A 21,000-nucleotide genomic window follows, 5' to 3' on the forward strand; every position below is an offset into this window, starting at 1 on the left:
ATGACAAAAGACGAAAAATGGTTTGATAAGAAAATGGATCGTCGCGAATTTCTAAAAAAAGCAGGGATAGGAGGAGCTGGTCTTGCACTCGGTGCTTCGGGTGCGTCTGCTTTTTTTGCTAGGAAGGTGACGAATGAGACTGCTAAGGTTGAAGGTGGAGAAAACATTTCCTTTTACGGGGAACACCAGGCGGGAATTGTTACCCCGATGCAGAAGAATGTCTATTTTGTCGTATTGGATTTGCATACGACAGATAAGGCAGAAGTCATCCAGGTGTTGAAGGATTGGACGGCTTATAGCGAGAGATTAGTAATGGGAGAATTGGTCAAAGAAGATAGTGATAATCGCTATCTCCCACCTTTTGATACAGGCGAGACAGTCGGACTCAACCCCCACCGTTTAACGCTTACCTTTGGCGTTTCTCCTGCCTTTTTGACTAAGTTGGGCCTAGACAGTAAGAAGCCGAAGGAATTTCGAGATTTGCCCGTGTTTCCACGAGACCAGCTCAAGGAAAGATACACAGGTGGGGACATCGTTATTCAAGCCTGCGCAGATGATGAGCAGGTGGCCTTCCATGCGGTGAGAAATCTAGTGAGGAAGGGGCGCCATGTGGTGACCATGAAATGGAGTCAGGCAGGCTTTGCGGCGCTTGGTAATCGGAAAGAAACCCCACGCAACCTTTTTGGCTTTAAAGATGGCACAGCAAATGGCACAACTGAAGAAGAATTTAAGGAAATTATCTGGTGTGATGAGGCCAACTGGATGCGGGGTGGTACCTACATGGCAGTACGCAGAGTCCAGATGTTCCTAGAGACTTGGGATCGAACGAGTCTCAAAGAGCAGGAGAACACCTTTGGTCGCTATAAGGAAAGCGGGGCGCCCTTGGGACAAAAAGATGAATTTGATGAAGTGGACTTGGACTTGAAGGATGAAAAGGGTGAGCCAGTTATACCGATTGATTCCCATGTTCGCTTAGCCAAGGAGACCGATGTTGAAATCTATCGTAGAGCTTTTTCCTACTCAGATGGAATTGATGAGAAAACAGGGCAATTTGACTCGGGACTGCTCTTTATTTCCTTTCAAAAAGATCCAGAGCAGTTTATCACGATTCAGAATAATCTCGGAAGTGTGGATAAGTTAAATGAGTACATCACCCATGTCGGAAGTGGTTTATTTGCTTGTTTTCCTGGTATAAAAAAAGGAGAGTATATTGGTCAAGCCTTATTTGAATAAACTGGCGCTCCTTGCCCTCCTCATTCTGGCCTTACTTGCTCACCGCGTTTCAGCAGAAGAGTCCTATAGCCATCTTTTTATTACGATTACAGATGCGACAACAGCTTTAAAAAAGGGGGATAGGAGTCAGGCAGAGGAGCTCATTTCCCAGTTGCAGGCAGATTTTTCACAGGTTGAACATCATGATTCTAAGGCCGGTCAAGAGGTAACAAGACGCTTGATGGAACTAGGACAGAGTCCGACAGAAGAAAAATTAGTCGCCGTTTCTAAAGCCCTTTTAGACTTTGAGGCAGAGCAACACCCCGTTGATGTCGAGGCCGAAAAAGAGAAGTTGATGATGAAACTTACACCCAGTTATGAGGAATTGCAAGACGCGATTGATAGTAAGGACATCCATGCAGTCAAGGATAGATACAAAAAACTAAATAGCATGTGGACAGCCAACGAGCGCATTGTCCGCGATACCAGTACAGCTCATTATGGGAAGATTGAAACAGCTCTTTCTTTCCTGCGTAGTAGTATTGAGGCAGAACCAGTAGATTATGGGACCATTCAGACCACATTTGATGATGTAAAGAATGCTATTTTGGATTTTAAGGTCGGAAAGGAAGTTGCGACGACTACTAGCGATTTGACCCTAAAAGATGGGATTGATTTGCTGGAGCAGGCGCAGGCTGCTTTTGAGGCAGGGGATAGCACCCAGGGAGCTTCCTTGATGAAGGAATTTATCACCATTTGGCCGAGCATTGAGGGCGATGTCAGTACGCGTCAGCCGAGTCTTTATACCCGTGTGGAGAGTGAGGCACCTGTTATCATGGTGCGAGGTGATGAGGCGGTTTATCAAGAAAAACTGACCCAGATGATTGCTGAGCTATCCAGTATTGATACCTCTGCCAGTTATACTGTTTTGGATACCATGCTGATTTTGCTGAGAGAGGGAGTGGAAGCCCTGCTCATCGTGATGACCTTGGTGTCTACTCTGAAGGCCAGCAAGCAGAAAAAAGGCTTGGTCTGGGTCTATGGTGGAGCGGTCGTAGGACTTCTAGCTAGTGCGATACTAGCCATTGCTCTGCAGCAATTTTTCCCGACCCTCTCATCAGGTGTCAACCGTGAAATTATTGAGGGAGTGGTTGGAATTGGTGCAGTAGTGATGATGGTTATTATTGGCATTTGGCTCCATAGCAAGTCCTCAGTCAAGAAATGGAATGCTTATATGGAGAGGCAGATGCAGGTAGTGACAGCCAGTGGTAGCTTTCTTTCCATGTTTGCCCTGAGTTTTCTAGCGGTCTTTCGGGAGGGAGCAGAAACCATTCTTTTTTATGCGGGGATCCTACCTAAAATTAGCCCCAAAGCATTTTTGTTAGGGATTGGTTTGGCCTTGTTGCTTCTGCTAGTCTTAGCTATTTTGATGGTGCAAACAGCTAGCCATATCAAGCCACATCGTGTCTTTTTCTACCTAACTTGGTTGATTTACGGCCTTGCCTTTAAGATGTTAGGAGTGAGTATCCATGCCCTTCAATTAACCAATATCCTACCCAATCATGTGATAAAAGGGGTTCCGGCAGTGGATGTCATTGGTCTTTATCCAAGTTGGGAAGGTCTCTTGTCGCAGTTCTTACTGATCAGCTTGATTGCTTACTTAATTTGGAAGAATCGAGAGCCTTATGAAACATGAGCAAGAATTAACAATCGTTGAGCATTTGGCCGAGTTTCGGACTCGTTTTCTTTGGACGATTTCCTTTTTCTTCATTAGCTTCTTGGTCAGTCTGTATTTTTCAACGGATCTCTATCGGTTGTTGACCCAAGGATTTTCTCAGAAATTGGTCGTCCTAGGACCCGATGACATCTTATGGATCTATCTCAATTTAGCCAGCCTAATGGCCTTTACCCTGACCCTACCATTTTTGACCTATCAGGTCTGGGCTTTTCTTGTACCAGCCCTTGAAAAGGCAGAGGCTAGAAGTGTATTTTGGTATATTCCGGCAGTCTTTTTATGTTTTCTAGCAGGCTTATTATTTGGATTTTACTTGGTCAGTCCAGCCCTGCTCCAAGTCCTCTTATCCCTTGGAGAAGACCTTTTTGATACGCAATTAACAGCTCAAAATTATCTGACCTTCCTGCTGCACACGACCATCCCCATGGCAATTATCTTTGAACTGCCTGTTTTGGTGGCTTTTTTAACCTCCATCGGTATTCTTTCCCCACGATTTTTGGTACAATATAGAAGACATGCCTACTTCAGTTTGCTGGTACTTGCTGTTATCATCACACCAGCTGACTTTATTAGTGATTTAGCGATGACAATACCACTCCTTCTCATCTATGAAGTGAGTGTGGCCATCAGTAGGTGGCTTTACCGTAGAAAAGAAAAAAGGAGAACCGGATATGGGAATCTTACGTGATATTGGAGCACCAGGAATGATTATCTTAGTCCTGGGGGCTCTCTTGATATTTGGACCAAAGCGCCTACCAGAATTGGGCGAATCCATCGGCAAAATGATGGCATCCTTTAAAAAGGCTCTGGATCAAGGAGAGCAAAAGGATAAGGATGATACAGGCAGCTAGGCTGATTTCAGAAAATGAAGAGAGTGAGGGAATGTGTCTGGACAGGTCCGCACTCTTTTTTTCACGGTGATTGATGGTCTACAATCATTGAGGGAATAAAAGGTAAACGAAATGATGATAGAATCAGTATAGGGGGAAGGAAATGCTATTTGAAGCTCCTTTTTTCAAGGATAGAATCTGGCAGAAAGCGCGGTTGATAGATTATGGTTTTAAGGAAGAAAATGGAATGTGGACCTTTCGTCAACCTTTTATGGATGGGCATTTTGAAGCAAGGATTCAGATAGACTCAGAAAATCAAGCATCGGCCCAGGTCTGGGATTTGGATATGGAAGAGGAATACCATGCCTTTCGGATTCAGCATGCGGTCGGCTCCTTTATCGGAGAAGTGCGGGAAAGCTATGCGACAATCCTACGTCAAGTGGTAGAGGCTTGCACAGAAGCAACCCTCTTTCAATCTCCCCAGGGCAATCGCTTGGTTCGTTATGTAGCAGAACACTTCCAAGAAAGCCCTGATTATCCCTTTACCAAGGCGCCCGATATTGCGACCCTGCGACATGTAGCCAATCAAAAATGGTACAGTCTGATGACTCAAGTACCGTGGACGGTCTTGGGGGAAACAGATAAAGAAGGAAGTATCGATATTGTAAATATTAAGGTGGAAGTAGAGCAGATGGAGGAATTACTGGGAAAACCCGGTATTTATCCAGCCTACCACATGTCCAAGAAAACCTGGGTCTCTATCAGCTTAGACGACCGCCTACCAGATGGGGTCTTGTTTGACTTAGTTAGCAGGAGCCGTCGTTTAGTAAGTCCCAAAACTTCTCTTTTCCCATCAGGTCCTTGCTATTGGATTATCCCTGCCAATCCGAAACTATATGATATTGATACAGAGTTGCAGAATGAGGGTCAGATTCTCTGGCCCCAGAAGCCCAAAATCAAGGTCGGTGATGTGGTTTGTATTTACATGACGGCCCCCATTCAGGCCATCTGCTATCTTTGCCGTGTGGTGGAGTCAACTATCTTGGAGGAAGGTAAGGAATATATGCGGCTGGAATTGTTGCGTGTGCTGTCAGATAGCGTCCTTCCCTTGTCAAAGATGAAGCGTTTAGGAGTGAGAGCAGTGCGTGGTCCACGGCTTGCGACCCAAGAATGCCGTGAGGTGCTTGAAGAATTACTGAACCAGTGATGGATAAGAATGTGAAATTATCAGAAAATTTAATATTTTACTTTACATATTGTTGAAAAAGGCTATAATAGGAGTATAGTTTTGGAGGTTATGGAGTATGAAGAAGAGTTTTATCCATCAGCAAGAAGAAATTTCCTTTGTCAAAAACACCTTTACCCAATATTTAAAAGATAAGTTGGAAGTCGTGGAAGTGCAGGGACCGATTTTGAGCCGTGTCGGTGATGGAATGCAGGACAACCTTTCGGGGGTGGAAAATGCGGTAACCGTCAATGTCAAACTGATTCCGGAGGCGACCTATGAAGTGGTGCATTCCCTAGCTAAATGGAAGCGTCATACCTTGGCTCGTTTTGGCTTTAATGAGGGAGAGGGCTTGTTTGTCCACATGAAGGCTTTACGACCAGACGAGGATTCACTGGATCCGATTCACTCAGTTTATGTGGATCAGTGGGACTGGGAGAAGGTGATTCCAGATGGGCGACGCAATCTAGCTTATTTGAAAGAAACGGTGGAATTGATTTACAAGGCTATTCGCTTGACGGAATTAGCTGTTGAAGCTCGCTACGATATTGAGGCGTTTTTGCCTAAGCGAATCACCTTTATTCATTCGGAAGAGTTGGCGGAGCGTTACCCGAATTTGACGTCTAAAGAGCGGGAGAATGCGATTGCCAAAGAATATGGAGCTGTTTTTTTGATTGGAATTGGGGGCGAATTGCCTGACGGAAAACCGCATGACGGTCGTGCTCCTGACTATGATGATTGGACAAGTCCGTCTGAAAATGGCTACAAGGGATTAAACGGGGATATTCTAGTTTGGAATGAGCAACTGCAGTCAGCATTTGAATTATCTTCTATGGGAATTCGGGTTGATGAAGAAGCCTTGAAGCGCCAAGTTGCTATTACAGGTGATGAGGGGCGTTTGGAATTTGAGTGGCATAAGGCCTTATTAAACGGTCTTTTCCCTCTGACCATTGGTGGTGGAATCGGACAATCCCGCTTGGCTATGTTCTTGCTCCGCAAGAAGCACATTGGTGAAGTTCAATCAAGTGTCTGGCCACAAGATGTCCGCGATACATTTGAGAATATACTATAAAGCAAAGAGAGCGAGTGATCGCTCTCTTTATACTGAAGAAAAAGTCTATTTTCTTCAAAACGATTATTTTATTATGATACTTTACTTAGGTAGCACGGACGGCAGCAACTCCCTACGGGATTTCATGCCTAGATTTTGAGCCTGAGTCTCAAAATCTCCGAACACCAGAAACATACCGTTTCTGGTGTTTTTTGCTACGGCGTAAAGTAGCGGTTATGGGCTCGCTTCGCTCGCCTTTTCACGAAGGGATAAATCTCATTGGTTGCAAAGCAACCTACTTCGATTTCCTAATTTTCATTCGCTTTTTATATGCCCTTTGTATCTTGTGTAATTGAGTTCGGACTAAGGTCTGTGTGAAAAAGATAAATACTCCTAGAAACTCCAGTTTCTTCGTCGTATTTCCTAATTTTCATTCGGTTTTTTAACGGCTTCACATCTTAAATGAACACGGGCTAAAAGCTCGGAAAAAAGATAGGCAGCTGTTTCGGCTTTAGCCGATTACAGCTGAGAATCCCTTTGGGATAATCTCTCCTAGAATCAGGGATTCTGCGTCAAGATTCCTAATTTTCATTCGCTTTTTACACGCCCTTTGTATTTTGTGTAATTGAGTTCGGACTAAGGTCTGTGTGAAAAAGATAAATACTCCTAGAAACTCCAGTTTCTTCGTCGTATTTCCTATTTTCACTTAGACCTTTTAACGTCCTCACATCTTGTGGAATTGAGTTCAGCCTAAAACCTCGGAAAAAAGATAAATCTCATTGGTTGCAAAGCAACCTACTTCGATTTCCTATTTTTCATTCGGTTTTTTAACGGCTTCACATCTTAATGTTCCTTATTTCCAAAAGTCATCAAAGATGGTAATGGGGAGATGGCGTTTGTGTTCTGTTTTTTTCCACCAATTTTCGATCGTCGTCTGGGCTTGTGAATCGATGGTCTTACCTTCGAGGTAGTCATCGATCATTTCATAGCTTACCCCGAGCGCGACCTCATCTGCTAGTCCCGGCTTATCTTCTTCCAAATCAGCCGTAGGAATTTTCTCATAGAGGGCTTTAGCAGCTCCAAGTTCTAATAATAGGGCTTTTCCCTGACGTTTGTTGAGACGGAAAAGTGGTAGAATATCTGCGCCACCATCACCGAACTTGGTGAAAAAACCGGTGATATTTTCAGCAGCATGGTCAGTCCCAATCACGGCACCTTGATAGCTTCCTGCCAAGGCGTACTGGGCAATCATACGGCAACGAGCCTTGATATTTCCTTTGTTAAAATCTGAAACACTAGCTCCAGTAGCCTCGATAGCCTTCGTCATGGCATCCACACTTTCTTTGATATTGACGACTAAGCTGACATCCGGCTTGATAAAGGCAAGGGCTGCCTGGGCATCTTCTTCATCTGCCTGAACACCATAAGGCAGGCGGACAGCGATGAATTGGTAGCGCTCATCGCCTGTTTCCTCTCGCATTTCTTCAATGGCTAGCTGTGCTAATCGACCTGCAAGGGTTGAATCTTGGCCACCTGAGATACCTAATACATAGCTTTTCAAAAAGGGGTGTTTTTTGAGGTAATCTTTTAAAAAATCAACGGATGTGCGGATTTCTTCTGGAGGATGGATGCTAGATTTGACCCCTAATTGTTTGATAATCGTTTCTTGTAAGCTCATTCCTTCTCCTTTTGGCTTAGTCGGGTTTGGTCGCGGACTTGCTGGATTAGATTCATCTTGTGTTCCCAGATATCTTGGGCCAAGTCAACAGGGTAATCTTGTGGATTGAGCATACGTTTGTACTCGTCCCAAAGTTTATCAAATTGCGTATTGGCATAGGATTGAATATCTGGTAGACTTGGTAACTCATAGACGAGCTGTCCTTTGTTAAAAATATCCACCAAGAGAGGAACTGCTTCGAAATTCGTCACGGTTTTATTGATATAAGTGTAGGTTGGATGGAACATGTGGATGGAAGTCATCTTTGTTACATCCGTATCTGCAAAGGTGATGTAGTCCCCTTCAGATTTTCCTTTTTCGCGACTGGTAATGCGCCAGACTTGCTTCTTTCCTGGTGTAGATACTTTTTCTACGTTGGAGGAGAGTTTAATGGTATCGCGCATTTGTCCAGATTCGTCCTCGATGGAGACAATCTTGTAAACAGCGCCTAGGGCAGGTTGGTCATAAGCAGTAATGAGCTTAGTGCCAACCCCCCAGACATCGATTTTAGCTTTCTGCATTTTCAGGTTTAAAATGGTGTTTTCATCCAGGTCATTGGAGGCGTAAATTTTCGCCTGGGTATAGCCTGCGTCATCCAGCTGTTGGCGGACTTTTTTAGAAATATAGGCCATATCACCTGAGTCGATACGAACTCCGAGGAAGTTAATGCGATCTCCAAATTCCTTTGCAACCCGAATAGCAGCAGGGACTCCGAGGCGTAAGGTATCGTAGGTATCAACAAGGAAAACACAATTTTTATGGGTAGAAGCATAGGCCTTGAAGGCATCGTAATCATTACCATAGGTTTGTACGAGAGCGTGGGCGTGGGTACCGGCAATTGGAATACCGAACATCTTACCGGCGCGGACATTTGAAGTCGCACCAGCACCACCGATAAAGGCTGCGCGTGTCCCCCAAATGGCGGCATCCATCTCTTGAGCCCGTCGGGTTCCAAATTCAAGGAGCGGTTCATCTTCTAAAATCGCTTTAATCCGTCTGGCCTTAGTTGCAATCAAGGTTTGGTAGTTGACGATGTTTAAAATCGCTGTTTCAACCAGCTGACATTGGGCAAGGGGACCTTCAATTTGCATGATGGGTTCGTTGGCAAAGACTAGATCTCCTTCCTTCGCAGAACGGATGGTTAAGGAAAATTCTAACTGATCCAAATAGTTCAAAAAGTTTTCTGGATACCCTAGTTCACGTAGATAGGCTAAATCGGTCTGGGTAAATGAAAGGCTGGATAGATAGCGTACAACTCGCTCTAAACCTGCAAATACAGCATATCCATTGTGGAAAGGTAGTTTTCTAAAATAGACCTCAAATACGGCATGTTTCTCATGGATGCCCTGTTCAAAATACACTTGCGCCATGTTGATTTGATACAGATCCGTATGTAGGGTTAAACTATCATCAGAATAAATGTTCATCTTGTTCTCCTCCTGTTATTACAGTATAGCATAAAAAAACAGTCCAGTGGACTGTTTTTTCACGAGCATAGAAATAGGATAGCGAGTAGAAGTCCCGTGTACTGTTTTTTCACGAGCATAGAAATAGGATAGCGAGTAGAAGTCCCGTGTACTGTTTTTTCACGAGCATAGAAATAGGATAGCGAGTAGAAGTCCCGTGTCCTGTTTTTTCACGAGCATAGAAATAGGATAGCGAGTAGAAGTCCAGTGGACAGTTTTTTCACGAGCATAGAAACAGGATAGCGAGTAGAAGTCCCGTGTACAGTTTTTTCACGAGCATAGAAACAGGATGGCGAGTAGAAGTCCCGTGGACTGTTTTTTCACGAGCATAGAAACAGGATGGCGAGTAGAAGTCCAGTGGACAGTTTTTTCACGAGCATAGAAACAGGATGGCGAGTAGAAGTCCCGTGTACAGTTTTTTCACGAGCATAGAAATAGGATAGCGAGTAGAAGTCCAGTGGACTGTTTTTTCACGAGCATAGAAATAGGATAGCGAGTAGAAGTCCAGTGGACTGTTTTTTCACGAGCATAGAAATAGGGTAGCGAGTAGAAGTCCAGTGGACTGTTTTTTCACGAGCATAGAAATAGGATAGCGAGTAGAAGTCCAGTGGACTGTTTTTTCACGAGCATAGAAATAGGATAGCGAGTAGAAGTCCCGTGTACAGTTTTTTCACGAGCATAGAAACAGGATAGCGAGTAGAAGTCCAGCGTCCTGTTTATTCACGCGCTTTGAGGCGAAATAGCGAGCCAGTATCTAGTGGATAGTTCAGACACGCCAGTCCCACTCGGAAGGTTAGTGTCCCGTTTTCCTGAGCTTGTCTAGCGGTGATACATCACAGGTCTGAACAGTCCCTGTTTTCCTAACAGATACGTCTGCTCAGTCTGCCCAGAGAAAATCATTGGAACAGGAAAATAGAATGCTATAGAATGAGTACAAGGAGGCTGGCAAGAAAGAGACAAGGGACATAGGCGAGTGATTTGGGCTTGAAAACAATGAAAATCACTAAACCGAATAGGCTGGCTAATTGGATGATCCAGAGAAGATCAGACAAGGAAAAGAGAAGTGATAGACTAGCCAGGTAGAAAAAGTCACCTGACCCGATGTTGAGTTTGTAGGTCTCAGCGAGTATTCCAAGAGCAATGAAGGCACAAAATACCCAGTTGAGATTGGATAGGAAAAGGGCTAGAAAGGTGAAGGATAGCCAGATAATCAGTGGGTATTCTTGATATTTGATGTCGTAAATCGTCAATACTAGCCCAGCAAAGAGCAAGGAGCATTGTAGTAGAGAGAGGAGACCATGAGTGAGCAAGAGCACAAGCCCGGCAGAGATGGCTTCTAGTCCCATATACCAGTAGGGAATCTTTCCTTGACAGTCGTGGCACTTAGAGCCCATTAGCAGCTGGGATAGAATCGGAATCATGCTCCACCATTTAAGTGGCCGTTGGCAGTGGTTGCAGTGACTGGCAGGAAACAGTAGAGATTCGTCAGGAAAGCGGTCAATAACCAGTCCGAGGAATGAGCCGATAGAGGCTCCTAAAAAAATCGATAACATTATGTTCATACCTATTTATTCGTAATAAAGATTAGAAAATGACTAGAAAGGTGAATCTTAAATTTTTTTCGCTACTGCAATTCTGGAAATGTTCTGGAAATATGGTAGAATAAGAGAATGAAATCTTACAATGCACTGAATGATTATTATCGAAGATTATTCGGAGAAAAAACCTTTAAGGTGCCGATTGATGCGGGGTTTGATTGTCCCAACCGTGATGGTACAGTGGCAAAAGGAGGCTGTACCTTCTGCACAGTGTCAGGATCTGGCGATGCTATTGTAGCGCCGGATGCACCCATTCGGGAGCAATTTTATAAGGAAATTGACTTCATGCACCGCAAGTGGCCTGAGGTAAGAAAATACCTGGTTTATTTCCAGAATTTTACCAATACCCACGATAGGGTCGAGGTACTTCGGGAGCGGTACGAACAGGCGATTAACGAGCCTGGAGTGGTTGGCATCAATATCGGAACTCGTCCTGATTGCTTGCCAGATGAAACGATTGCTTATCTGGCTGAATTGTCTGAACGTCTGCATGTAACCGTTGAGTTGGGATTGCAGACTACCTTTGAAGAGACCTCCCATATCATAAATCGTGCTCATTCCTATGAGCTGTATGTTGAAACGGTAAAACGCTTGCGCCGATTTCCTAAGATTGAAATTGTCTCCCATTTAATCAATGGTTTGCCAGGCGAGACGCATGAAATGATGGTAGAAAATGTCCGTCGTTGTGTGACGGATAATGATATTCAGGGCATTAAACTGCACTTGCTCCATCTGATGACCAATACGCGCATGCAACGAGATTACCATGAGGGGCGTTTGCGACTGCTCACGAAAGAAGAGTATGTTGCGATTATCTGTGACCAACTAGAGATTATTCCAAAACATATTGTCATCCATCGGATTACAGGAGATGCGCCACGGGATATGCTGATTGGCCCTATGTGGAGCCTCAACAAATGGGAAGTGCTAAATGCGATTGAAAGCGAAATGCGCCGCCGTGGGAGCGTGCAAGGTTGTAAAGCAAAGGAGCAAAAATTGATATGTTAAGACCTTTAGAAATGGCTCATCAGTTTCTAGCAGAAGTCGTAACCAAGGAGGATACCGTGGTGGATGCGACCATGGGAAATGGTCACGACACCTTGTTTCTTGCTGGGTTAGCAAAGAAGGTCGTTGCTTTTGATATTCAAGAACAGGCACTCGAAACAACACGAGCGCGTGTAGGTGCAGCCGGTCTTAAAAATGTTGAGTTGGTTTTAACAGGACATGAGCAAGTAGATGCTTATGTAGAGGAGGTCAAAGCTGGAATCTTCAATCTGGGTTATCTTCCTAGTGCGGATAAATCTGTGATTACCCGTCCTCAGACGACCCTGCTTGCCCTGGAAAAATTATGCCAGCGTTTAGTGCCAGGCGGTCGGATCGCCCTTATGATCTACTATGGTCATGAAGGAGGAGCAGTGGAACGTGATGCGGTACTAGACTTTGTCAGCCAGCTTCCCCAGCGGGAATTTACTGCGACCATCTATCGTCCCCTCAATCAAGTGAACCATCCTCCATTTTTAGTAATGCTTGAAAAAGTAAAGGAATACAACCATGGATAAAAAATATTTACAGGAAAAATTAGCAGGGCTTAGGAGCAAGTACATTGATTCCCATGAGGATGAGCAATTAGCCAAGAAGTTTGATGATGTGCAGATGAGTAAAAAAATGGTCAGAATCAAGCAGAAATTAGTCAGTCTTGAAATGGAGCGCTGTCAGAAGCAGATTGAACATCGAGACCTGTCTAAAATCGATGAAAAAATTTCGGAACAACGGCTCTTGTTTGAGAAATGTTGCCATAAGAAATAAGGAGCTAGTGGATGACGATACTCCTTTATCTAATTATATTCCTACTTGTTTTAATTACTTCAAATGCAGCGAATAAATTATTTCCGCGCCTACCCTTGCCCCTCCTGCAGATTGTATCAGGGGTCTTATTGGGCTTGTGTTTACCACAGGGGCAGTTTCATCTGGATACAGAGGTTTTCCTTGCCTTAGTCATTGGTCCACTCTTGTTTCGAGAAGCAGAAGAAAGTGATGTGACCAGTATTTTACGCTACTGGAAGATTATACTGTTTCTGATTTTCCCTGTGATTTTTGTCTCCACCTTGAGCATGGGTTATGTAGCGCATATGTTGTGGACGGCTCTTCCGCTGGCAGCCTGTTTAGCCGCGGGGGCAGCCCTAGGGCCGACAGACTTGGTGGCATTTGCTTCCTTGTCCGAACGTTTTACTTTTTCCAAGCGTGTAGAGAGTATTTTAAAGGGAGAGGGGCTACTGAATGACGCCAGTGGTCTCGTAGCCTTTCAAGTTGCAGTCGCAGCTTGGGTAACGGGAAACTTTTCGCTGGAAAAAGCAGGTCTCTCCCTGCTCTTTTCGATTACTGGCGGTGTTGTGATTGGAGCCTGCACAGCCTTTCTCAATCATAGTTTGCATCGCCTACTCCTCAATGTACGTGCTTCTGACATTGCGGGGCAGTTATTACTGGAATTGAGTCTCCCTTTGTTAACCTTCTTTTTGGCAGAAGAGATGCACGTATCAGGAATTATCGCGGTCGTTGTTGCAGGAATTTTAAAGGCTAGTCGGTTTAAAAATATCACCCTCCTAGAGGCACAAGTGGATATGGTGACCGATACAGTCTGGCATACGGTAACCTTTATGCTCAATGGTTCTGTTTTTGTGATTCTAGGGATTGAATTGCAGATGATTTTAGAACCCATTTTGCGTAATCCGATTTATGATAATCTTTTCTTACTGGTTACTGTTTTTGTGCTAACTCTTTTGATGTTTAGTATCCGTTTTGTCATGGTTTATGGTTTCTATGCTTTTCGGATGCTGCGTTTAAAGAAAAAGATGTCCTACGCTTTGAAAGACAGTCTTTTGCTGACATTTTCAGGTGTTAAGGGGACCGTGTCGATTGCAACGATTCTCCTGATTCCAGCAACTTTAGAGCGTGAGTATCCCCTGTTACTCTTTATTGTGGCAGGAGTGACCTTGCTTAGCTTCTTGTCTGGCTTGGTCGTGCTTCCGTATTTCTCTAATGCGAGAGAAGAAACAGCGGATTACGTGATGCACATTGCCATTTTAAATGATGTGGTGACCGAGTTAGAGGCTGATTTGGCCCATACAAAGATCAAGGGGCCGCTCTATGCAGCGATTGATAATTACCACGGGCGTATAGAACATTTGATTTTGGAGCAGGAGGACAAGTCGGTTCGTAAGGATTTAGCCAGTCTCCAACTTTTAATCCTTAGTATCGAAAATGATGGCTTGGAGCAAGCCTATGAAGAAGGGAAGGTTGACAATCGTTCCTACCACCTTTATCAGCGTTATCTCTTGGCTATGGAGCAGCGAATTAACCGCAACTTGACTTCCCGCATTACCTATTTCTGGATTGTATTTTGGCGGGTATCCCGTCTGATTCTCCACGAAATAGTGACCTTGGGAGCAAAACTTCGTTCGTGGCGCAAAAAAGAAAAACGTCATTTGACCAAAGACGAAATTGAAAGCATTGCGGAGCTGTATCTAGCAAATACCGAGGTCATTATTGAGAGTTTGGAACATTTAAAAGGGATTTATAAACCATCCTTAATCCACTTCTTACAGGAAGCTCGCTTACGCGAGACTGCAATCATCGGTAGTGGGGCCTTTATCGAGCGGGTTATCACACGGATGAAACCCACCAATATCGATGAAATGCTACGGGGCTACTATCTTGAGCGCAAGATTATCTTTGAATATCAAGACAAGGGACTCATTTCTGCCAGCTACGCTAAGTATTTGCGGCAAAATGTCAATAATCTGGAGAACTATTCCCTAAAGGAAACGGTGAATACCCTCCCCTATGATGTCATGAATTATGCTCGGAAGAATTAGGATAAATCTGGGATAACAGAATATCATTTAAAACATGACAATATATTCATGTTTTAGAAGTATACATATAGACAAAAAGCGAACAAATGAGTGCTCTGAATAGATGAAACACTGTTTTGTTCGCTTTTTTCATCTATGAACCATTATGACCGGATGTATTGGAGGGATTTACAGAATGGGTTTGATAAAGACACGTTCGTCTCCTAGCGGAATCAATTCGACCTGTTGGTCGTAGAACTGATAGAGCATATCAGGTGTTAGGATATTTGCCTTGGGGCCTTTGGCTAGGATTTTGCCGTCTTTTAGGAGTAAGACATGGGTGAAGGATTGGGTAATTTCTTCTGCATGATGGGTAACAGAGATGAGGGCTGGTGCTTTGGGAAGTGTGCCAATCTGCTCGATATGCTGTAGCAGGCGTTCACGGGCGAGCAGGTCTAATCCGACGGTCGCCTCATCTAAAATCAGGAGTTCTGGTTCCTCCATGAGGCTGCGGGCAATCAGTAGCAGTTGGCGTTCCCCTTGCGAGAGACTGGAATAGCTTCGGCCAATGAGATGATAGGCATCCAGTTGATGAAGCATAGCCTTGGCTTGGTCGATTTCTTTTTCCCCATATTCACGGTAGAGGATGGATGACTTATATTTTCCAGTGAGGACAATCTGTTCTGCCGAGAGGTCTACAGGGAAACGTTCGGCTAAAAAAGAGCTGACAATTCCGATTTTGGTTCGTAGCCTTGGAATGTCTCCTTTCCCAAATGGAACTCCTAAGACGCTCAAATTTCCTGAACTCTTCCAAAATTCGGCTGTCAAGATTCGTAGCAAGGTAGACTTCCCTGCCCCATTTAACCCGAGAATAGCCCACTGTTCTCCAGCCTTATATTCCCAAGAAAGCCGATCTAAAATAGTCCTTCCCTGCCTACGATAGGAAAGTTCCTGCATTGAAAGAATCATAGCATACCTCGTGTTTCGTTATATTTCTATTTATTATATCATAGAAGTGGAAAACAAGGAGATCAATCTTTTCCTATTGATGTTGGTGGATAAATGTCCGAATAGCAGTGTCAAATAGTAGACCAAAGGAGGTTGGGTTTTCTAGATCATCGGTTGAAGCGTTGGCTAGGCCAATCAATTCATCGTTTTTATTAAAGAGGGGGGGAGCCAGACGAACCGCTGGTAATCAGAGCAGTATAGGTGATGAAATTGCCAGCAATGTCTTTGATTTTTCCGTGGCTGTCCCAGAGGGTTCCGTGTTCTTTATCTCCAGGATAATCAACAGCGCGAATGAAGTCAGAGCCCTTTGTCTTATTGACCGTTTCAAGGCTAGCAATTTTTTGAATCTTGATGTGGCTTAGCTCCTTGTTTTCGGTAATGGGTGCTTGGAGTTTGACTATTCCAACATCCATGCTCTCCTCCTCTGGAGCAATGAGTTCCTTGACAGGGAGCTCTACAGCTTCTCCTTGTTGATTCACTGTTCGTAGAACTGTTTCATTTGCAGTTTTAAAAGAAGTGACGACATGTCGATTGGTCAGAAGCGCGTCAGGCGAGATGAAAACAGCCGTTCCAGAGTTTTTCTTGTCAGTTTTTGAATGAAGTAGGGCGATACCGTTATAGGTGCTTGCAGCAATATCTTTGATTTGCTTGCGACGAGCTTCGCCCGTCTCTGTTGTTTTGGATTGCTGAGCATGAGAAGATGCTTTAGTTGATTGTGTCGTGTCGCTGGAGGATAAAACCCTTTTTGTCAGTTACCAACTTGTCCCATAGGAAGTTCTACCTTATTTTCTGTCTCAGTCTATTTTCCAGTTTTGGTGCCAGACTACTTTGATAATTTAGTGAAAAAACTTTTTAGCAATATCTGAGTGACAAGATTGCCGAAAACATGGTATAATGGTTCTATTATATATTTTTATAGGAGATATACACATCATGGAAGACCCCGGTAGTCAGACCATTCATTTACAACTGTTATTACTGTTATTGTTGACCGTACTCAATGCTTTTTTCTCAGCTTCTGAGATGGCCTTGGTATCTCTCAATCGCTCTCGTGTGGAACAAAAAGCAGCAGAGGGAGAGAAGAAATTTGTCCGCTTATTAAATGTACTGGAAAATCCCAATCATTTTCTATCCACCATTCAAGTCGGTATTACCTTTATCAGTATCTTGTCAGGGGCAAGCCTAGCAAGTGATTTAGGTGCAATCTTTGCCGGTTGGTTGGGCAATTCTGATACAGCTAAGACAGGTGGTTACTGGCTGGCGCTTGCCTTGTTGACCTTTATTTCAATCGTTCTTGGAGAATTGTATCCTAAGCGTATCGCCATGAACATGAAAGAAAATTTGGCCGTGATTTCTGCCCCTATTATCCTCTTTCTAGGCAAGATAGTCAGTCCCTTCGTTTGGCTCTTGTCTGCTGCCACCAATCTAATCAGTCGGTTGACCCCTATGCAGTTTGACGATGCAGATGAGAAGATGACCCGCGATGAGATTGAATATATCTTGACCACCCAGAGTGAGGAAACCTTAGATGCAGATGAGATTGAAATGTTGCAGGGGATTTTCTCCTTGGATGAAATGATGGCGCGTGAGGTTATGGTACCGCGTACGGATGCCTTCATGGTGGATATTGAGGACGATACGGCGACGATTATGGCTGAGATTCTCAAGCAGAATTTCTCGCGGATTCCTGTTTATGATGGTGATAAGGATAATATTGTCGGTCTGATCCATACCAAGCGGATTTTAGCAGAAGGATTTGCCAACGGTTTTGACAATATGAGTATTCGTCGTATTTTGCAAGAGCCCCTCTTTGTGCCAGAGACGATTTTTGTTGATGATTTACTAAAAGCCTTGCGCAATACTCAAAATCAAATGGCTATTCTACTCGATGAGTACGGTGGTGTGGCAGGAATTGTCACCTTGGAAGATTTACTAGAGGAAATTGTTGGAGAAATTGATGACGAGACGGATAAGACAGAGGTTTTTGTCCGAGAAATAGCAGAGCATACCTATATTGTTCAAGGGAATATGACCTTGAATGACTTCAATGAACACTTTGGAACAGATCTAGAAAGTGATGATGTGGATACGATTGCAGGCTTCTATCTGACAGGACTTGGAACGATTCCAAGTCAGGAGGAAAAAGAAGCCTATGAGGTAGACAATCAGGGCCATCATCTTGTCATGATCAATGATAAGGTCAAAAATGGTCGTGTGACCAAGCTCAAAATACTCATCACCCCTCTCGTAGTCGAAGAAGATAAGAAAGAAAAGAAAGAATCGGGAGTAAAAGCCTAACACTCCCTAGAAAACGAATAAAGATTGGTTGTATCAAGCAACTAATCTTTATTCGTTTTCTGCTCTTTTCCATCAGTTTGTTTGCTGTCACTTAGCTTGGAGACTACCGATGAAAATCGACAATCATTCATACAAACGCTTTCCTAAATTTATGATATAATGAGAGTATTGAGAAGTGAGGAAGAGAGAATGGAAGTAGTAGATTATAAAAATGTAACAGGACTGGTGCATTCAACGGAAAGTTTCGGGGCAGTAGATGGACCGGGCATTCGCTTTGTGGTGTTTATGCAGGGATGTCACATGCGCTGTCAGTATTGCCACAACCCAGACACCTGGGACTTGGTCAATCCTGCTGCGACAGAGCGGACAGCAGAAGATGTATTAAATGAAGCCATCCGCTACAAGGGCTTTTGGGGGAAAGAAGGAGGGATTACTGTATCAGGTGGTGAGGCGACCATTCAGATTGATTTTTTGATTGCCTTATTTACTTTGGCAAAAGAGAGAGGGATCCATACCACCCTTGATACGTGTGCCTTAACCTTCCGTAATACCCCTAGATATTTAGAGAAATATTCCAAGCTCATGGAAGTGACCGATTTGGTCTTGCTGGATATTAAGGAAATGAACCCAGACCAGCACCGTTTTGTGACAGGGCATAGTAATAAAACGATTCTAGAGTGTGCGCGCTACCTTTCTGATATTGGCAAGCCTGTTTGGATTCGTCATGTCTTGGTGCCGAATTTGACAGACCGTGATGAGGACTTACTGGAACTAGGAAAATTTGTCAAGACCTTGGATAATGTTGAGCGTTTTGAAGTCCTTCCCTACCATAATTTGGGTGAGTTCAAATGGCGGGAATTGGGGCGTCCCTACCCCTTAGAAGGGACTAAGCCTCCTACCAAGGAGCGCGTTGAAAATGCCAAGAGTCTCATGGAAACAGAAAGCTATCAAGATTACTTGAACCGCGTGCGTGGAAATTGATACTCTTCAAACCGATACAGCAAAATAGGCGGTCGAACAGAAAGCGTACCGCTTCGTATTGAGATCCCTGCGATCCTAGCTAGGTTCGTCACAAATGTCATGCAGGGAGGAGCTAGCTAGCTACCTAGCTGGTTTAATATCCGTCAAAAAATCCTTTCAGAAACTCCGAAAGGATTTTTTGTGTTTGTGAAGTGTTGATTTCTTTGAGAATCTCCCCCCTATTAGAACGCGCTATCATCAATCGTCTCTAACCAGTCACTGGCTGCTTGGGTGGTTGCTGCAAGCGCACCTTCCTTAAATGGAGACTCGAGATTTGCTGCTGCCACGACTTGAAGGAAGGATTTTGTTCCACCGAGATCGCAGATACGAAGGTAATCTTCCCAGGCTGTTGCATCGTGATCCACCTGCGTACGTTTCCAGAATTGGAGGGCGCAGACCTGAGCGAGGGTATAGTCAATGTAGTAGAATGGACTTGCAAAGATATGTCCTTGACGGTACCAGAAGATACCGCGGTTGAGGGCTTCTGATTCAGAGAAATCACGGTCAGGAAGATACAGTTCTTCTAAACGTTTCCAGGTAGCCTTGCGTTCTGCTGGTGTCATATTTGGATGTTCGTAGACTTCATGTTGGAAATGGTCGACAAGCACCCCGTAAGGCAGGAAGAGCAGTGCCCCTGCTAAGTGAGCAAATTTGTATTGATCTACTTGTTCTTTAAAGAAGCGTTCCATCCAAGGCCAGGTCAGAAATTCCATGGACATGGAGTGGATCTCACAGGTTTCATAGGTTGGCCAAATGACTTCAGGACTTGCAATCCAGCGCGAGCGATAGACCTGAAAGGCATGTCCAGCTTCATGGGTTAGGACATCGATATCACCACTGGTTCCGTTGAAGTTGGAGAAGATAAATGGACTCTTGTAGTCAGGAATATAGGTACAGTAGCCCCCGCTATCTTTACCCGTTTTTGCCACTAGATCAAGGAGATGATGCTCAACCATAAAGTCGAAAAATTCTCCCGTTTCTGCGGATAGTTCACGGTACATTGTTTGAGCTTCACTGACGATAAAATCGGGATCTCCCTGCGGTCTAGGATTTCCGTTTAGGAATTCAAGTGCGAGATCATAGTGTTTGAGACTAGGCACTTGGATTCGTTTTGCTTGGCGTTGACGGAGCTTTTGCACGATTGGGACGACATGTTTGAGAATTTCTTCACGGTAGACCTGCACCATATCACGATTGTAATCAAAACGATTCATTGAGACATAACCGTACTCTACATAGTCTTTAAAGCCAAGCGTATGGGCAATCTCGGTCCGTACTTTCACCAGTTCATCGTAGACACGGTCAAACTCTGCTTCCTTGCTTGCAAAGTAAGCAGTTGAAGCGTCAGAGGCTGCCTTGCGTACTGCACGATCAGTAGACTGGGCAAAGGGAGCTAGTTGAGAAAGGTTGTAGGTTTGTCCTTGGAAGTCAATTTGTGCACCAGCAATCAAGCTATTGTATTGGTCAACGAGATCGTTTTCTTTTTGGAAAAGCGGAATCGCTTCAGAGGAGAAGATTTTTTGCTTGTTTTCAGCCAACATAAAGAAGGTTTCTGGCAAAAATTCACTCAATTCTGTGCGATAGGGACAGGCAAGAACTGCTTGATAATAGGCAGTTGTCAATTCTTCAAAGAGTGGCAGGTGCTCATTCCAGAATTTAGTTTCCTCATTGTAAAATGTATCATTCATATCAATAGAGTGACGAATGTGCCACAAATTCATCTGTGTATCAATGCTGGCATTGATGGCTGTAATGGCTTTTACGGTGTCGATTGCCTTTTCTGCTGAGTCGGCCTTTTGTAGTTGCTGCGTCAAGTCTGTTAATTGGTCTTTTAGCAGTGGATAATTAGGACGAGTATAGGTGTATTCTGTAAATTTCATAGAGGATTCCTTTCCATTGTTCTACCTACTATCTTACTCTTTTTGAAAACGTTTGGCAAATGAGGGGTGAAGAATGATTTGCAAGTAGCTGAAAATATGCTAAAATAGA

The 21,000-nt window shown here is 44.0% G+C and carries 18 protein-coding genes; 12 read left to right on the forward strand and 6 right to left on the reverse strand.

Going from position 1 to position 21,000, the window contains the following annotated elements:
* The 6 genes from efeB (at position 1) to asnA (ending at position 6,074) form a co-directional block, all read left to right on the forward strand.
* Positions 1–1,233: an iron uptake transporter deferrochelatase/peroxidase subunit gene (gene efeB / locus BVE84_RS06890; protein WP_076996346.1), complete on the forward strand. Its 1,233-nt coding sequence runs from the start codon at positions 1–3 to the stop codon at positions 1,231–1,233.
* Positions 1,211–2,908: an FTR1 family iron permease gene (locus BVE84_RS06895; RefSeq protein ID WP_076996324.1), complete on the forward strand. Its 1,698-nt coding sequence runs from the start codon at positions 1,211–1,213 to the stop codon at positions 2,906–2,908. Before efeB ends, BVE84_RS06895 begins: the two co-directional genes overlap by 23 nt.
* Entirely contained in the window at positions 2,898–3,635 is a 738-nt protein-coding gene (tatC, locus tag BVE84_RS06900) for a twin-arginine translocase subunit TatC (RefSeq protein WP_076996325.1), read from the forward strand. The genes BVE84_RS06895 and tatC overlap by 11 nt, the downstream gene beginning before the upstream one ends.
* The gene (locus BVE84_RS06905) at positions 3,619–3,798 is read left to right on the forward strand and encodes a twin-arginine translocase TatA/TatE family subunit (protein ID WP_076996326.1); all 180 of its coding nucleotides are present in this window, start codon (positions 3,619–3,621) and stop codon (positions 3,796–3,798) included. Before tatC ends, BVE84_RS06905 begins: the two co-directional genes overlap by 17 nt.
* Positions 3,799–3,940: 142 nt before the next feature.
* Positions 3,941–4,984: an MmcQ/YjbR family DNA-binding protein gene (locus BVE84_RS06910; RefSeq protein WP_076996327.1), complete on the forward strand. Its 1,044-nt coding sequence runs from the start codon at positions 3,941–3,943 to the stop codon at positions 4,982–4,984.
* 97 nt (positions 4,985–5,081) lie between these two features.
* Positions 5,082–6,074: an aspartate--ammonia ligase gene (gene asnA / locus BVE84_RS06915; RefSeq protein ID WP_076996328.1), complete on the forward strand. Its 993-nt coding sequence runs from the start codon at positions 5,082–5,084 to the stop codon at positions 6,072–6,074.
* Between the two features lie 832 nt (positions 6,075–6,906).
* On the opposite strand, the gene nadE is transcribed toward asnA, so the two are convergent.
* From nadE to BVE84_RS06930, 3 genes are all read right to left on the reverse strand, one after another.
* Entirely contained in the window at positions 6,907–7,731 is an 825-nt protein-coding gene (nadE, locus tag BVE84_RS06920; RefSeq protein ID WP_076996329.1) for an ammonia-dependent NAD(+) synthetase, read from the reverse strand.
* Entirely contained in the window at positions 7,728–9,191 is a 1,464-nt protein-coding gene (locus BVE84_RS06925) for a nicotinate phosphoribosyltransferase (protein WP_076996347.1), read from the reverse strand. Before BVE84_RS06925 ends, nadE begins: the two co-directional genes overlap by 4 nt.
* Positions 9,192–10,156: 965 nt before the next feature.
* Positions 10,157–10,789: a prepilin peptidase gene (locus BVE84_RS06930; protein WP_228062160.1), complete on the reverse strand. Its 633-nt coding sequence runs from the start codon at positions 10,787–10,789 to the stop codon at positions 10,157–10,159.
* A 117-nt stretch (positions 10,790–10,906) separates the two neighbouring features.
* Between BVE84_RS06930 and mnmL the strand changes: the two genes are divergently transcribed.
* Genes mnmL through BVE84_RS06950 form a run of 4 tightly spaced genes read left to right on the forward strand, consistent with a single transcriptional unit; the run spans position 10,907 to position 14,706 of the window.
* Positions 10,907–11,842 carry a tRNA modification radical SAM protein MnmL/YtqA gene (gene mnmL / locus BVE84_RS06935; RefSeq protein ID WP_076996331.1) on the forward strand — a complete coding sequence of 312 codons (936 nt, stop codon included), beginning with the start codon at positions 10,907–10,909 and terminating at the stop codon, positions 11,840–11,842.
* Complete coding sequence (gene mnmM, locus BVE84_RS06940) at positions 11,836–12,393, forward strand: tRNA 5-(aminomethyl)-2-thiouridylate-methyltransferase MnmM (protein ID WP_076996332.1); 558 nt, start codon at positions 11,836–11,838, stop codon at positions 12,391–12,393. Before mnmL ends, mnmM begins: the two co-directional genes overlap by 7 nt.
* Positions 12,386–12,640, forward strand: a complete 255-nt coding sequence (locus BVE84_RS06945) for a hypothetical protein (RefSeq protein WP_076996333.1) — start codon at positions 12,386–12,388, stop codon at positions 12,638–12,640. Before mnmM ends, BVE84_RS06945 begins: the two co-directional genes overlap by 8 nt.
* Before the next feature lie 11 nt (positions 12,641–12,651).
* Positions 12,652–14,706 (forward strand): cation:proton antiporter, encoded by a 2,055-nt coding sequence (locus BVE84_RS06950; protein ID WP_076996334.1) that lies wholly within the window; start codon positions 12,652–12,654, stop codon positions 14,704–14,706.
* Between the two features lie 168 nt (positions 14,707–14,874).
* Here BVE84_RS06950 and BVE84_RS06955 read toward each other — a convergent pair whose 3' ends face one another.
* Positions 14,875–15,654 carry an ABC transporter ATP-binding protein gene (locus BVE84_RS06955; RefSeq protein ID WP_076996335.1) on the reverse strand — a complete coding sequence of 260 codons (780 nt, stop codon included), beginning with the start codon at positions 15,652–15,654 and terminating at the stop codon, positions 14,875–14,877.
* Between the two features lie 191 nt (positions 15,655–15,845).
* Positions 15,846–16,445, reverse strand: a complete 600-nt coding sequence (locus tag BVE84_RS11160) for a trypsin-like serine peptidase (RefSeq protein WP_083708274.1) — start codon at positions 16,443–16,445, stop codon at positions 15,846–15,848.
* A gap of 181 nt (positions 16,446–16,626) precedes the next feature.
* Between BVE84_RS11160 and BVE84_RS06965 the strand changes: the two genes are divergently transcribed.
* Together BVE84_RS06965 and pflA are read left to right on the forward strand one after the other, a co-directional pair.
* On the forward strand, positions 16,627–17,991 hold the full coding sequence (locus BVE84_RS06965; protein WP_076996337.1) for a hemolysin family protein: 1,365 nt from the start codon (positions 16,627–16,629) through the stop codon (positions 17,989–17,991).
* 189 nt (positions 17,992–18,180) lie between these two features.
* On the forward strand, positions 18,181–18,972 hold the full coding sequence (gene pflA / locus BVE84_RS06970; RefSeq protein ID WP_076996338.1) for a pyruvate formate-lyase-activating protein: 792 nt from the start codon (positions 18,181–18,183) through the stop codon (positions 18,970–18,972).
* Positions 18,973–19,193: 221 nt separating this feature from the next.
* On the opposite strand, the gene BVE84_RS06975 is transcribed toward pflA, so the two are convergent.
* Positions 19,194–20,891 carry a M3 family oligoendopeptidase gene (locus BVE84_RS06975; RefSeq protein ID WP_076996339.1) on the reverse strand — a complete coding sequence of 566 codons (1,698 nt, stop codon included), beginning with the start codon at positions 20,889–20,891 and terminating at the stop codon, positions 19,194–19,196.
* Positions 20,892–21,000: the final 109 nt, after the last annotated feature.

It is taken from the genome of Streptococcus azizii (assembly GCF_001984715.1).
GTDB lineage: Bacteria > Bacillota > Bacilli > Lactobacillales > Streptococcaceae > Streptococcus > Streptococcus azizii.